The organism is Rhodohalobacter sp. (assembly GCF_034521535.1).
Lineage (GTDB): Bacteria > Bacteroidota > Rhodothermia > Balneolales > Balneolaceae > Rhodohalobacter.
In genome coordinates, this window is record NZ_JAXHMF010000006.1 from 620,089 (window position 1) to 634,774 (window position 14,686).

Genomic DNA, 14,686 nt, shown 5'->3' on the forward strand with positions numbered 1-14,686 from the left:
AAAATCAGGGTCAACCTATTCACTCATGCTTTTTTAAAAAGAACGAAAGAACCCTCCGGCCTTGATTGGTGGAGGATTAGCATGGTTTGCATCAAAGCGCGGGAGACATCACAATATCGACTCCCTTTTGGGAGCAATCGATGTTGTGTAACCGCGCGGGCAAACCAGGCCCGGAAGCAATCACCGCCCGGGAGTTTTTGATTCCTTTTGGCGGCCCAAAAGGAATAAGGGGAACACTTTAATCTGTGGATTTACTTAATATCATTTTTAAAGATTCCAAGATTATATGGGTATTGTCAGGGATTTAGAGGAGATTGAAAATAGCTTTTTAAACCCTATTCTCTCTACTCACGCACTTCGTAATGCTGTACCCTATCATCATACCGCTTTAGTATTTTCCTTGCCGCAGCAGGAATATAGGCGTGCTCATAATCTTCCCCCGCAAACTCCCTGACTGCCTCCAGTGAATCAAACAGAATGATCGTCATAAACTCAACTTCCTCTTCGTGGGTCTTTCTCAACAACTGTATACTCCTGCAGCCACTTCCTCCCTTCTCCTCGATTTCCGGAATGATTTCTTCGCGGAGAAGTTGTTCATATTCACTTGCATTTTCATGGGTTGTCCATCCATGCCAGATTCTAGCAATCATTGTAATCGTATATTTTTTTGCAGCTTGCGGCCTGGTTAATAATCGGCATATCTAACTCCCTGAATGTAAATAACAAATCGCAAACGTGTCCGCTTGATTGCAAATCCACACATCTCTTGAAAACCGGCACTTTGGAAAATATTCACATGCGAAAAATTTTGAACCGGGATTGGTCACTTTCTAAGTAGTTCTCTCAACCGACTTTGAACCGATTTGGAGCAAACTGTTATTAACCATTTACGCATGAATAGTTACTGAGTTGCTTGCCCTTTAAAAGATAGATTAACAATTAAATCTAAGCCGAATATTTAAATGTGTTTCTTTACAGATTTAGTCAGCCATGCAGAAATGATATTGAAGCCATTTCTATATAACTTGTACAATTGTTATATTGTAGTATGATTATAACAATCGACACATCTGCTTTGCTTGCTGTGCTTCTTAATGAACCACATAAGTCTTCTATAGTAGGATTAACAAAAGGTCATGATTTACAGGCCCCCGCAAGTCTGGATGCAGAAGTTGGTAATGCACTGTCAGCTATGTTTAAAAGAGACCGGCTGTCGCTGGCACAAGCTCAGCAGGTATTGACTCAGTTTTCTCAAATACCGATCAGAAGAACGAAACTCAGATTACCGGAAGCCGTTGAAATAGCCAATAAACATAATATCTATGCTTATGATGCCTATGTTTTAGATTGTGCCCGGCAGTATCGTTCGCCGCTTCTCAGCTTGGACAGTAAGCTGAAGGCGATAGGAGAGAAATTGGAATTAACCCTCTTGGAGGTTTCACAATGAAAGTATATACCTATTCCCAGGCCCGACAAAAATTGGCAAAGCTACTGGATGATGCCCGTCAGGAAGGCCAGGTCCAGATCAAACGCCGGGACGGACAGACATTTATCATAAAGCCGGTCGAAGAGAAAGAATCTCCCCTGGATATTGCCGGAGTCTCGACAGATTTAACCCTGGATGAATTGAACGAAGCCGTACGTGAAAGCCGGGAAAGAATTTAGTGTGGCTACCGGCCAACATTCAAGCTATGAGCAATCTATTTTTATAAATGGCTCGAATTACATTCCTATCTATTATTTTTGATTGGCTGCTTAACATGAGTTCAACCCGGAACTTTTTAAACCCTATTCTCTCTGCTCACACACTTCATAATGCTGTGCCCGATCATCATACCGCTTCAGGATTTTCCTTGCTTTAACGGGAATATAGGCGTGCTCGTAATCTTCACCCGCAAACGATTTGACTGACTCCAGGGAATCAAACAGAATGATCGTCATAAACTCAACTTCTTCTTCGCGGGTCTTTCTCAACAACTGAATACTCCTGCAGCCACTTCCTCCCTTCTCCTCGATTTCCGGAATGATTTCTTCGCGGAGAAGTTGTTCATATTCACTTGCATTTTCATGGGTTGTCCATCCATGCCAGATTCTGGCAATCATTGTATGTTTTTTTAGATAACGAATTGGTAAATATACTTCAGAGATGATCTAAGTAACTGTGTAAGTTCGTGTGTATGAAGACATATTTAAATAACCGTTATTCAATAATAAATATTAAATGATATAGATTTAAATTTTTTCCATTCAATATTCCCTCTTCTCTCACTTAGCTATTAAAGAATAAGAATGATTACATCTCAGAATAACTAAGCAGCTCATCATATGCTTCTTGGCATTCTATAAGCAATTCTTTCAGTTCTTCCGGAAAGGGCTCTGTTTTTGGTTTATACATCTTAAAGCCGGTGGAGTGATGCACACTATGATACCAGTGCCTGGCCCAGACGCCATCCTCTTTCCGGGGACCTGCCGGCCAGCTCATCATCGCCTCATCAAAAGGGATGCCGATCTCACCGCATAATTTTCTCAGCCCCGACTGCGGGTTTTGCAGGATTCTCTTCGAATCTATAATGACCGGTTTTCTCTCCATCTCATATAAATACTTAACCAGTTCGAGATGCTTTTTATACCCAACATCTTTCATAGTAGGATTCTTCACCTGCTTGGCATAAGATGGGAGCATGTCGCGGGGCGGGCGGGTTAATATTACGTTGATGGTCTTTTCCAAAAAACTCCAGTCCAGATTGACCAGGTGATGCGTCATATTTTTGAAAAATACGATGGGTGTATCATAATCACCCAAAATCACTTCTTCTACTACTTTACGGCCATCATTTTCTTGAGATTCCAAAACTTGATCAGCCCCGGGATGGTACTCGCTTGCATTGGTACTGGCCAGATAATGTGCATATAAAGGTTCATCGACAATGGTAGTATCCTCACGCTGACCAAAAGAATACATCAGAGCCGTTGAAATATTTCGTGGACCGCTCCACAAACAAATTCGTTTTGTGTTTAAGCATTAATCTTTCAATTTTTTGACTCTTTATTGATCTCTGTGGCTTTGGGCTACCAGATTTTACTTGTTTTTATGTTACGAAAATGTGCAATAACTCTGGATTTTTGACCTTCCAACAAATGCAAAGAATTATTCTATTTGTTCCGATTTTCAGCGTATCAGCTCTGAAGGAGCGCCGGTCAGTAACATCGTGCAACGCGCGATGATTATAATAACCAATCAACCCATCCTGCAGCCCCAACGCGGGCGCCGGTCCCACTTCGCCTACTTGTACAGGAACCACTCCGGATCTTTACGTATCCCCCCGATAGTTTTGTAAAAATCGTTTTCAATCGTTTCATCAATCAGTTTTTATCTATGTTTTGTGCTGAATATGATATGCGTGTATACTTTAGAAAGAGACTGTGGCATTGAATTATTTTGCCTGGCTTATGCCCCCCGAGTGTTCGGGATGTACCACTTACAGGTCTTTCATGTTGTGGAGATACACCATGCATAGCGCGTTGCACTATGTTATTGACTTTGCCCACTTTGGGGCAAGTACATTCGTTGATGTAAACATCAATACATTACTATATACAGGCACTGCACACAAACTTGTCCAGCTCCCGTCGGTTCAACCAAGATGCAATCATTTTAGTACTATTTTAAAACCCCACACAAATTAATCTGGAGTAGATTAATTAACCTCATCCTCAATGGCTTTTTGGTACAGGGATTGAAGCTTTCCGGTCAAATTTCCCGGGATAGTGTCTGAAATTACCCTGCCATCAATTTCCGTAACCGGTGTGAGCCCACCAAAGCTTCCGGTCACAAAAGCCTCATCAGCTCCATATACATCAAACAGCGAGAAGTTTTTTTGAAGACTTGGAATATTACTCGATTCGCAGATTTCTAAAATTTTCTTACGGGTTATGCCATTCATGCAGTACTGCCCGGTGGATGTCCATACTTGGCCGTCTTTCACCATAAAAAAATTGGTGGCATTGCAGGTAGAAACGAATCCATGGATATCCAGCATTAGGGCTTCATCAGCTCCGGCTTCCAGAGCCTGGATGAGAGCCTGCACTTCGTGAATTTTGCTGTGGCAATTTAAGCGCGGATCCAGATAATCCGGTGAGCCGCGGCGGACTGTACTGGTAAATAATTTGATCCCCTTATTTTTACTCTCCGGGTCCGCTTTTTTGTATTCAGCGATAATCACCAAATTTGGTCCTGAGACCGTAAGCCTTGGATCTTGAGAGGGTGTCTTTTTGATACCGCGTGTAAACATCAGCCGGACATGCACATCATCGGTCATACTATTGGCATTCAACGTCTTGTGAATCGTTTCAGTGATCTCCTCCCGGCTCATCTTGAGATCCATTCCAATTGCTTTTGCTCCCTGAAAAAGCCGGTCTAAGTGATCCTGTAGAAATACAAGCACTCCTTTATGAAGCCTGAGCCCTTCCCAAACGCCATCCCCTACCAGATACCCGCTGTCGAAAACAGATATTTTGGCGTCATTTCTGTGCAAAAGTTCTCCGTTGATGTACACGAGAACATCTTCATTCCGGGGATCGTCCAGCGCATTATGTGTTCCGTGAGTCATATCAATTTTTGATTGAACTTAGCATTTTGAAAAGAATCATCATAAATCTAATCCCTTTTGCAGCAGTACCGAAACCGATTATATTATTACACAATCCCTGATATTGAGGAGTGAAATCAATAGCAGTCAGCTCTACATATTATTCGTTGACGTAATTATAAGGGTTTGGTTTAAACATCAGAGAATTCAAACTCATCCTTCTCTCTTTCTATAAATTCAGCCAGACTTGCAGGCTTTTTTCCGGTCAATGTCTCATAAATATCTGACATTTCCGGCTCCTGCTGAAATCGCGGTAAAAAATGGAGAGCGATCATTACCACAATTTTTCCCGGCGGCATTCCCTCCCTCCACTTCAACCAAAAAAATCGAACCGGGTTTACATTTTTGTATTCTACTGTTCCCGGAATAGCGCGATTGATTAACTCTGCCACTTCATAGAAATTAGCGTTCTCATAACCTGTCAGTTCATAAGCCTGATTTTTTAGTTCAGAGAACCGTGTAAGCATGATGGCTGCAGCCTCCCCGATATTTTTAACATCAATCCAGTTGAATGCTGCACGGCCGGCCGGAAGTATAATGCACCCTTTCTCTCTAATATCCGGGAGGAGTGTTGTGGTCAGATTCTGCATAAAGTAGCTTGGACGCAAAAAAATATGATCAATATTATATTCGGATATCAGCGATTCTATCTTGTTGTGAGGGATTACACCGCTCTTCTCAGCTCCCTGAACAGACAGAAATAGAATTTCACGAACCGACTTCTCTTTAATTTTTTCAATCAATGGCCTGAAATAGGTCTCGACGTCTGAGATATGAGGAGGCCTCAACAAAAAGACGGAGTCGACATTTTGCAGCGCATCATTAAACGTAGCTGGATCTTCAAAATCGAAGGATACATACTCAAGGTCTGAAAAATTCCGGAATTTCTCTTTTGCCTTCTCAATGTTACGAACACCGGCAATAATCGTGTGATCATGATCCGGATTCATGAGATATCGTATCACCTCTACTCCTACGTTGCCCGTTGCTCCGGTGATCAGAAATTTCTTTGGCATAAAGTGAGAATATCTCAGTTATAAATTGGAATCAGAATATAAAAACGTAAGATTCAAAAAACTCTTCCATTCTCTAATGATCAAAATTTCAAAATGAGTCTCCGCGGCTTCGCGGTAAAAAACGGAGCCTGAAATTTACTCAGGCCGTTTTTGGATTGCCACGAGGACACGCCTGCGTGCAGAAGCACTCCGGTGCGCAGGCACGAGGGTTCGAAGGTTACGAAAGGTTACGGGTTGACTACGGAAGTAATCCCAATTGCCTTCTGAAGCCCAATTGATCATCAACTTCCCAGAGTTCTACTATAAGACACTTAGAAAGAAGGGGACTTTCTTTAATACGATTAGACATTTTATTAATCGAACTAAGGTGTATAGTTTATTGAATATCCAGGGATATCCGTTCGATCTGGTCTCCCCGGTGAGTGAGGCTGAATGTAAACTGCTGATCGGTTCCGGGAATCGTTCCTTCAGCTTCTATGATCACCTCATGCTCATTCATTCGTGGCGAAAGGTATTCCTCATACTGTTGAGCCACTCCTTTGATAGGATTCAATGCTTCAATGTCAGGAATTGTAACCGATTCGGTTTCTAACAATGCCTGAAAGCCCGCCCAGTCAACAATCCAGACCGGAACCTGTGTACCCTCGGTATGGGCCATGATGGGGAACGTTCCCTGTTCTGCATCTGATTCAATCACAAACTTACCTTCTACGGTTAATTCACATCCGAATGCAACAGGAGGATCATAATAGCTCAGGAAGTTGAAGTCGTCGCGAATGCATTCCGGATCTCTGTAGAACGGAATCACAAGATGCCCGTCCGTTACGAAGAACTGATTCAGAATTGGACCCACTCGTGCATAAATTGGGATGCCCGGATCTTCGTCAGGAAAGAGAATTGTACTGTTGTTGGGATCTTCCATAAGCTCCTCAAACGACATCGCGGCCAGTTCGAGATCTGTCGGATCATCAATTTCCGGGTCATTATTATCGGTTACACCACACGAAATACATGCAAAAAGCATCAATCCCATAAAGAGAGTTGAAACGTTGGAACAGAATTGCGTGGAATACCTGCGTTTTTTGCTGATTTGATCTATTACCTGTTTCATAGCCTTAAATTTTGGTGAATGTTAGTGAAGACTATGCCAAAACTATGTGTACAGGCTGCAATCAGATAGTAAAAAAGCGACAAGTTGATGGGGACGGGGCAAGAATCCCCTCTCGAGAGGGGACACGTTCAAACGAACCGGCAAAGGCGGGTGAGTTTAACGAGGCCTGCCTTCCGAAGCTTCAGCGCAGGCAGGGGTGTGTTCCGTGACTTCGATCGTAAGCCGCAACCGTTTCTGGTCTCTTGCCCTCATCGAACACACCCCTTATTTTCGAAAGGCTCGCTTTGCGATCTTTTTCAAATCTGTCCCCTCTCAAGAGGGGATTTCAAAATCCCTCAGCCAATCTTCATCGGTGCCTGGAAGGTGAGGCCGCTGTCATCGAGCTTTTTGCTCATCAGGCCGGGGGTAACTCCCGTGAACTCCTTGAAATCCTTGATAAAATGCATCTGATCGAAGTAGCCGCACTGATGGCTGATGTGAGACCAGGTGAGCTGCTGATTGGCCTCAAACATGCTGTAAGCTTTGGAAAAGCGCGCAATGCGGGCATAAAGCTTCGGATTCATCCCCAACCGCTCATGGCATTTTCGCTGAAACTGCCTCAGGCTCAGGCAGGCATCCCGGGCTATATCATCCATGGTATACAGATTACCGGCTTTCTGCAGCTTTCGAAGGGCCCGATCGAAGGGCAGAATATCCCGTGTACTTTGCATCTTTTTCAACAGGTACATTTGCACCCTGGCATTGACCTCTTCAGGCTGTTCAATCTCTCTGAGCTCATCAATCAGGTTGCTGATCTCTTTATCGAGAATCTGGAAACCGTCAATACCGTCGTCAAAAATCTCGGTCATTGGTATGCCCAGAAAGCGAAACAGTCCCCCGGGCTGAAAACCGATCATTACGGCACGGTGATCTTTCGAAAGCTCAATTTCCACAGGGGTAAGCTGCGGTCCCACCACCACACAATCCGGCTGCCGTTCAAAGGTATCCTCCCCAAATTTTCTGGCACTGATCGGGCTGCCCAGGTAGAAAATGATGCAGTGTACAGGGGTAGGTGGGTATGAATAGATTTTTATGCTGTCATCCTCCCACGGCACAACTCCTTTTACCAGAACCATTTTTATCAATGGCTGAAGGATTGGATGAGGTTCAAAGAGTTGAGTGGCATTCATATCAATCTACTGATGTAATGTGTAGAACTACTATAATTAATCAATTTTTACGTCCGAAGTCACGAAAATTCACACAGGTTCACGAAGCTTCCAGTGCATCAACCTGTGGAAGATGAAATCGATAATCCGCCTGGCTGCCGTGGACGAAAATAATCGTTTCGCCGGAGCCGGCTTCTTCGTAGTAGAGTTGGTTTTCAGGTTCTCCGGCACAATTAGAGAAAAGCAGCAAAATAATGCCCAGAAAGATGGTAGAATAAGGTTTAGTACTCATGATATTCTTCATTTATTAATGTATTTATGCTTCGTGTTAAAAAAACCAAGGTTTGAACCCATGTGACGTCAGGGAATGCGACGAAGACACGAGGATGCACGAAGGTTTTTTGAGTTACTGCTTCGTGATTCTTCGAGCCTTCGCGGCTTCGTGGTGAAAAAAATCTGGCTGGTAACTTATTAAAGAACCATTCTTTGAATTCCATCTTTAATGAGTGGCACGTTGAAATTGATCAGATAGCCAAGTCGTTTTTCAGTCAATTTCATATGACTGAGTAACTGAGCCTGCCAAACCGGATGCACATGTTCCAGTGCCTTTAGTTCACAAACAACTAAATCATTAACCATCACATCCAAACGAAGCCCTTCATCAAAAGCCACATCTTCAAAAACGATGGGAATATCTATTTGGCGTTGCACCTTGTAACCTCTTTTTGATAATACATGGCAAAAACATACTTCATAAACCCGCTCGAGCAATCCGGGACCTAATGTTTTGTGCACGTAAAAGGCCGCATTTACAATAGCCATGCCAACTTCTTCCTCTTCAACTGATAAAGATGACTTTACTTTTAGGCGATATTTGGTCTCTTTACTCATCCTATTAAATCGTGGTTCATTTTTCCTCTATATTTGTATGAACCCTGAAACCGGAATTCCTTACAGTAAAAGTTTGAAATCTTTTATGGGATTCAACCGAGGGATGCCACGAAGGCACGAGGGCGCGAAGGTTCACGAAGTATTATGAAACCTCTACAGCATTATGCGGCTGTCGATTATCATTGAACTACCGCAGATGCCACTTCCCGGTGTATCCTCCATTTTCCATCTGTTTTATCCTTCTTGAGAATCACCAGAAAGGTATCCTCCAATTCGACCAGCTTCCCTCTGTTAATACCTTCTCAATCCTGTTTCCGAACGATTATTCAAACTCGCTGTTCGGAGTTCTCTACTCTGTACTTTTTTTAATCAATTATTGAATAAAAAAGCAATTCACCGGATTATAATCCTGAAATTCTCGCGTTTGATTGCTGCTTAATAAAAATATCTATAAGCCATTTACACAACTGGCCCCTTCCCTTCAAACAGGGTGGAAATAAATTCTATTAAAGATATTTACTCTCTCAAGCTATTGCGAAGTTTACCGGGCGGGTCTTCTGTAGAATCTTCATCATCCGGAATCTCAATTTTGGAGGCTGACTTACTCTTTTCTGCCGTGGGTGATTTTCTTTTTTCCACAGGCGTGGATTGCAGAACCAGTTCAGAGAGTTGACGCACGGTATTGGCCACTTCGGTTTTGTTCTTTTCAACGGACCGTTTTACAAAGTATCGTAAAATTGGGTAGCTGAACAGGGATAAGATTATTCCGGTTGTTACGCCGAGCCATCCCATACCAAGTATTGAATGACTGATGGCCCCTCCTAACACTCCAAACAAAACTGCAATTGGAAGGATCATATAGAGTTGCGATACCGGGTTGTCCCATTCCAGCCCAAATATTTGGCGCTTACTAACCCGTATCCGAAATCTCTCGCCCCGCTGCTGCATCAATACGCGGGTAGAGTACAGTCCGGCTTCCGTCTTATAATTCCACTCGGTTGTATTGGTTGTTCTTTTAACTTTTGCTTTTCCCTCATGGGTTCCCCAGAGATTATCCCACCAGTTCAGTTCGTCGGTAGTCCCGTAAATGTGGTTGAGTTCTGTAACGAGCAAGTCCATTGTCTCTCTGTCCGGCTGACGGTCCAGCCAGATTTCCGTGGCAATTTCATCGCGATTTACACGAACCTTCTCTTTTACATCTGATGATGTATTGTCCATTTCGGAGGCTGCCTGTTCAATCAGCTCAGGGTCAAGCCCTGCTTCAGATACTACATTTTTTATTTCATCGATCGTCAATCCATTCTCTCTGCCTCTTCCGGTAACAGACCGCTCAGCCTCAAGCTCTGCAGCCCGCTTGATCAGTTTTTGAACTTCCTCTTCAGAAAATATTCGATTAGACATGCATATAAACTATCGGTTACTCTTTAAATCAGAATACATAAAATAATCAATCTAACGAAACCATACGATAACAGTGTGTTGGAGTTGCGAAGTGTATGGGACTGAGTGCAACGAAACATCTACTTGAAAGGATTGGTGGTTTTTATTTTAGCTTTACGATAATAGATTTATTGCCACTAATTTTTTCTCGCAGATTTACGCGGATGAATTCGCTGAGTCCCGCAGATTCTCTTCGTCCAGCTTACCTTTTAACTTTAATGAACGAATATTTGGCTCTGTTTTCTTCGTCTTTCTCAAAGAAGAGAGGTATGAGTACACTTTTTCTACATCCGTATCGGACAGCTTGTCAATCTCTTTTTTAACTTTTTCTTTGGTAATCATAGAATCATACTTTGAACGACATTCGTAATTTACTTAACGATGTGGAAAATTCATAAGTATTGACCAGTCGTCTATCAGGTGACTAGTGATCTGGCAAATATGCTATGCAGCTAAGTAATTGAATGTAAGCAACTAAACGAAAATCGACTGCTGAATTTTCATTACTCCACATCTCTTGTAAACCGGCACTTCGGAAAATTTTCGCAACCCAAAAATGTTGAGCCGGCATTCCGGCCTCGTTTCGCGGTTCTCTCAACCAGTTTTGAACCGCATTTGGGACAAACTGTAGTGGACCGATGCCTTTTTCGCAATGATTGAATATGATCTCTGGTTGTGAGCGTTGACTCATCCATGTGCTGTTCCAGTGTCTCTTCAATTCGATGAACTTCTTCAGGCGGGAGAACCTGTTCCTTGAATCCTTTTATATATTTACCCAGCCTTTTTCTTATGACGTTTGCCGGCAAATCGGTTTTAAACTTACAATCACCGACGAAGTAAATGACTGTATGGATGAGAGATTCGTCGAGATCTAAAAACTCTGAAAGGATCTTTTTTTGTCTGAAGGTCTGCTTTACCGGATTCTGGAAGGTGTAGTTTTTACCATAAATTGACTGCGTCCACTTTCGCTGCCTCCCTCCCCCGAAGATCCAGCCCTTCTTATTCTTTGTTTCTACGATAAACAGACCGTACGGCGATACAATCAGGTGATCAATTTGAGTGGTTCCGTTTTTGGATGGTATAATGATACCATGAAATCTTCGGTAGACCTTTGAACTGAGGAACAACCACATATAAAATGTGGTCTTCTTTTCGCCAAACCATCCTCGGATTCTGCTCATTACATTCGTGAATATAGGTCTCGATTATAGAACGCTCTAAGAAAGAAGAAATAGAAACGATTTGAGTAGATGTTATATACAGCCTATTCTATCTGTTTGCCTACGATGAATATGTACGAGTTTTTTTCTTCAGATATAACTCCAAACTGGTAGCTGCTTATCGCCGTATTTGAATCTGAGGAAAGCAGAAATATAATATCCCCTCCCCTCTCCCGCTGACATTACCCATAAAATTAGTTTTCACAGTATTTTTTGAAGCACCTACAATTTTATGGGCGAATATTTTAAAAGAGCTCATTACAGAATTAAATTGAAAATTAACAGTGATTTAAGTTGAATTTATCGAACTTTTTCGAAATTACATGGGTAATCTCAGCCCTCTCCCGGGCTTTTTTCTTGGCAAATTCAACAGCCTTTGAAAGATCATTCATATCGGATTGTTTTACCTGGAGCGCTCCAATCTCCTCATATTCAATCTCGTCATCAAGACCTGTTAAAACTACTTTTACGGGATAGCCTTCTGGCAAGGCACTATACGTATCTCCTGTTGTCGTAAAATTTGATGTCATGCAACCTGTTAACAGGATAGAAAATGTCAAAATGATAAAGAAAGCTCTCATAGTGTAAAATTTATTAAGTGATGATTTACCAAATTTTGAGCAAAGTTGTGTAAAAGCTGCTTCATTCTCCAAAAATTGTCCAACTCAGATCTATTTCTTCTTGTGCTTTAAATTCTTCTATCTTTTCAATGATTGATTTTCTGTGAGCTACACCACACATAAAAATTGCCGTATTGAATTTATTGGTTTTACAATAAGAATAGATGTTTCGAATCATTGAGTTTTCATATGCATCAATATCTTCATTAGCCACTTTTTCTATCTCACTTTCATTTAAAATTCGCCTTTCCAGCATTCTCATTTCTTCATGAAGCTTAATACTATCAATGCTATTAAGAAATTTAAACCCATGTTTTGCGGCCAAAGACTCAAAATTGTCAATCAAATTTTGTAACTCTCTTTTTTCACAAACTATATTATATTTTTTTTCGAAAGAATCGGATAATCCATTATCAAGCACTGGAATATATTTAAAAGATGTATTGAAGCTGTATTTCTGAATTGCACTTATTTCCAATTTCTTATGAAATACCCCAAATGATGAGAACCTCATTTTGTCATAATCTGAATACGTATTTTCAAGAGCTTCTAAAAAAATAACTTCCGGACTTATTTTTTCTATAATCTCACATAATTCATCAGAATTGCACTTTCCATTCTCCTCATGAACTGTACTAATTAAAGTAATATGATGCATGTTATGTGATATTGCGTTGTGTAATTAGCAGTAGTCATCTATTACTTTAGTCCATTTTTTATGAAAGTTACCCTGGTGCCAATTTCATACTATATTTGGTATGGCCGTCTTCGTTTTATTGGCTGGAAGTGTAATTAAATCAATAAATTCATTTTAGCGTAAAATTTTTATTACCAATAAACAGCAGTCAATTTTGCGTTGAAACAATTGCAATAAACGAATAAGCTATTACTAATTTTCTGGCACTTCTTCCGAACGGTTAAATATATCAAGGTGATCTAATAGAAAACCACATCCTACAGGGTTTTTAAATAGAGTAATTGAGTGTTCATCATCTTCGAAAGGATCTGTGATATTTCCTTTTCCAGGCTTTTTTCCTCTTAATGATTTAATAAATGGATTATTAACCAATGGTAAATCATTAAGTGTATTATCAGTTAAACCATCATTACGTAGCTCTTTCAAAATTTGTCCAAAATTTAAATCAATTTTATGTCGAGAATTAAAACAAAGCCACCAAACCAAATCAAATGCTGAATCCTTTAAAACAGCTTCTTTAATTTCATCTTTCACAATTTTTTCTATAATTGACTCTTCCTTAAGCCAACGGTAATTAGGATTCATATATAGACTTTCAATAATTGATAAAACGTTCGCCAGAGATTTTGGTGATTCATTTTTTAGCTGAAGTAATAAGCTGATAGCTTTTCGGATATTAGTTTTTCGAACCTTAGCCCTTTTATTTGTTGGAATATTGCTCTGAACAAATTCAATCCTAACACATTCATATATTTGCCGATTACCACCATTTATTTTCCTTTTTATTGTTAGCTCTGAAAGAAATTTCTCTATAATACTCGTTCCACGATGATTTCGATGAATTTCGAGTGTTTTAAGTAATGTTGTTTCAAAAACTTTGAAAGGTATCTTAGTTTTGGAATCATCATAAGGTTTTTGTCTTAATGAATAAGGTTCATATTTCAGACTATGATCCCGATAAAGGCTTTCAGGCAATTCAAGCATTGAAGTCTTCCGTTCATTGACTTGTAAATTAAATTTCTCGAGCACTTCAATCACTGTTTTAATAATCCTTTCGGCATCATTCTCATTTTTAACTAAAAACCTGTAATCATCTTTAAAGCGTGTAGCAACAAAATCGACGTCTTTCAAACGTTCAGAGATAATCTTATCTGATTACATAATAAAAGCTCTACAACCAAATCACTTACAACTGGACCTACCGGCAAACCAGAAGTTCTTGCATCATTTGAGTATTGAAATAATTTGTCTAATTGATTGCCAAGTTCATTATAGTTACTGCCATCTCTACCAGCCTTTTTTCTGTCTCCATACCAAGCCCAAGCAATGCTGTGTGTATACACAGAATTATAGAAATTGGTAATATCTATCTTTGCAAGAAATTTGTAGCGATGGGATTCAGCTACTAAATCTTTTTCTGCCATTTCTAAAAATTCATAAATCATTCGTCCAGAACGTAGTTTACCTACTCCTTGGGCATCAGCACTACTTAATGGTATTGGAAAACTATATGAATAGATTTGGTTCTCAGGATTAAAAAGTATATCAATTAACTCATCCCAACTTTTTATAAAATAATAAACGATATCGTGATAGTATTTGGGCTGAATAATCCCAAATACTCTTTGAATTAGGTTTGATTTGGGGAAAGAGATAGTTCCAATTTGTTTTTCACTTCCAAAGCTTAAATTTCTCAAATCAGAAATATTGGGAAAGTCATTTAAAGAGAATGAGTTAACTTCAAAACATGGGGGCAAAACATATTGTTCAGGATAATATCCTTCATTTAGTAGCCACTCACCGATTTTTTCTTTACCTAAGTCTGTTTTCGACCTTAACCGAATTAACCGCTCAGTTTCATTTCTATGTTCTTCAGGTAAACTCAATGATTTTA

The 14,686-nt window shown here is 40.5% G+C and carries 18 protein-coding genes; 2 read left to right on the forward strand and 16 right to left on the reverse strand.

Annotation, left to right across the window (positions count from 1 at the left end):
• Positions 1-344 precede the first annotated feature (344 nt).
• Entirely contained in the window at positions 345-650 is a 306-nt protein-coding gene (locus tag U5K35_RS15040) for a hypothetical protein (RefSeq protein WP_322572319.1), read from the reverse strand.
• Between the two features lie 398 nt (positions 651-1,048).
• Here U5K35_RS15040 and U5K35_RS15045 point away from each other — a divergent pair, with 398 nt between their 5' ends.
• Together U5K35_RS15045 and U5K35_RS15050 are read left to right on the forward strand one after the other, a co-directional pair.
• On the forward strand, positions 1,049-1,447 hold the full coding sequence (locus U5K35_RS15045; RefSeq protein WP_322572320.1) for a type II toxin-antitoxin system VapC family toxin: 399 nt from the start codon (positions 1,049-1,051) through the stop codon (positions 1,445-1,447).
• Positions 1,444-1,665, forward strand: a complete 222-nt coding sequence (locus tag U5K35_RS15050; RefSeq protein ID WP_322572321.1) for a type II toxin-antitoxin system Phd/YefM family antitoxin — start codon at positions 1,444-1,446, stop codon at positions 1,663-1,665. The genes U5K35_RS15045 and U5K35_RS15050 overlap by 4 nt, the downstream gene beginning before the upstream one ends.
• A 123-nt stretch (positions 1,666-1,788) precedes the next feature.
• Here U5K35_RS15050 and U5K35_RS15055 read toward each other — a convergent pair whose 3' ends face one another.
• The 15 genes from U5K35_RS15055 to U5K35_RS15125 all read right to left on the reverse strand — a co-directional run bounded on the left by U5K35_RS15055 (position 1,789) and on the right by U5K35_RS15125 (position 14,678).
• Complete coding sequence (locus tag U5K35_RS15055) at positions 1,789-2,103, reverse strand: hypothetical protein (protein ID WP_322572322.1); 315 nt, start codon at positions 2,101-2,103, stop codon at positions 1,789-1,791.
• Positions 2,104-2,293: 190 nt separating this feature from the next.
• Positions 2,294-2,998 carry a sulfotransferase family protein gene (locus U5K35_RS15060; RefSeq protein WP_322572323.1) on the reverse strand — a complete coding sequence of 235 codons (705 nt, stop codon included), beginning with the start codon at positions 2,996-2,998 and terminating at the stop codon, positions 2,294-2,296.
• Between the two features lie 700 nt (positions 2,999-3,698).
• Complete coding sequence (locus U5K35_RS15065) at positions 3,699-4,610, reverse strand: aminotransferase class IV (protein WP_322572324.1); 912 nt, start codon at positions 4,608-4,610, stop codon at positions 3,699-3,701.
• 170 nt (positions 4,611-4,780) lie between these two features.
• Complete coding sequence (locus tag U5K35_RS15070) at positions 4,781-5,665, reverse strand: NmrA family NAD(P)-binding protein (protein ID WP_322572325.1); 885 nt, start codon at positions 5,663-5,665, stop codon at positions 4,781-4,783.
• A 376-nt stretch (positions 5,666-6,041) separates the two neighbouring features.
• Complete coding sequence (locus U5K35_RS15075; protein WP_322572326.1) at positions 6,042-6,776, reverse strand: hypothetical protein; 735 nt, start codon at positions 6,774-6,776, stop codon at positions 6,042-6,044.
• A 335-nt stretch (positions 6,777-7,111) separates the two neighbouring features.
• Complete coding sequence (locus U5K35_RS15080; protein WP_322572327.1) at positions 7,112-7,945, reverse strand: AraC family transcriptional regulator; 834 nt, start codon at positions 7,943-7,945, stop codon at positions 7,112-7,114.
• Between the two features lie 79 nt (positions 7,946-8,024).
• Complete coding sequence (locus tag U5K35_RS15085; protein WP_322572328.1) at positions 8,025-8,216, reverse strand: hypothetical protein; 192 nt, start codon at positions 8,214-8,216, stop codon at positions 8,025-8,027.
• A gap of 179 nt (positions 8,217-8,395) precedes the next feature.
• Entirely contained in the window at positions 8,396-8,815 is a 420-nt protein-coding gene (locus U5K35_RS15090) for a GxxExxY protein (protein WP_322572329.1), read from the reverse strand.
• Between the two features lie 516 nt (positions 8,816-9,331).
• Entirely contained in the window at positions 9,332-10,216 is an 885-nt protein-coding gene (locus tag U5K35_RS15095; RefSeq protein WP_322572330.1) for a hypothetical protein, read from the reverse strand.
• Between the two features lie 195 nt (positions 10,217-10,411).
• A complete protein-coding gene (locus U5K35_RS15100) occupies positions 10,412-10,597 on the reverse strand; it encodes a hypothetical protein (protein WP_322572331.1) in 186 nt (61 codons plus the stop codon).
• A 161-nt stretch (positions 10,598-10,758) separates the two neighbouring features.
• Positions 10,759-11,436 carry an NERD domain-containing protein gene (locus U5K35_RS15105; RefSeq protein ID WP_322572332.1) on the reverse strand — a complete coding sequence of 226 codons (678 nt, stop codon included), beginning with the start codon at positions 11,434-11,436 and terminating at the stop codon, positions 10,759-10,761.
• Between the two features lie 317 nt (positions 11,437-11,753).
• Positions 11,754-12,005, reverse strand: coding sequence for a hypothetical protein (locus U5K35_RS15110; RefSeq protein WP_322572333.1), 252 nt, complete (start codon positions 12,003-12,005; stop codon positions 11,754-11,756).
• 112 nt (positions 12,006-12,117) lie between these two features.
• Entirely contained in the window at positions 12,118-12,753 is a 636-nt protein-coding gene (locus U5K35_RS15115) for a hypothetical protein (RefSeq protein ID WP_322572334.1), read from the reverse strand.
• A gap of 231 nt (positions 12,754-12,984) precedes the next feature.
• Positions 12,985-13,923 (reverse strand): hypothetical protein, encoded by a 939-nt coding sequence (locus U5K35_RS15120; RefSeq protein WP_322572335.1) that lies wholly within the window; start codon positions 13,921-13,923, stop codon positions 12,985-12,987.
• Entirely contained in the window at positions 13,920-14,678 is a 759-nt protein-coding gene (locus tag U5K35_RS15125; protein WP_322572336.1) for an RNA-directed DNA polymerase, read from the reverse strand. Before U5K35_RS15125 ends, U5K35_RS15120 begins: the two co-directional genes overlap by 4 nt.
• Positions 14,679-14,686: the final 8 nt, after the last annotated feature.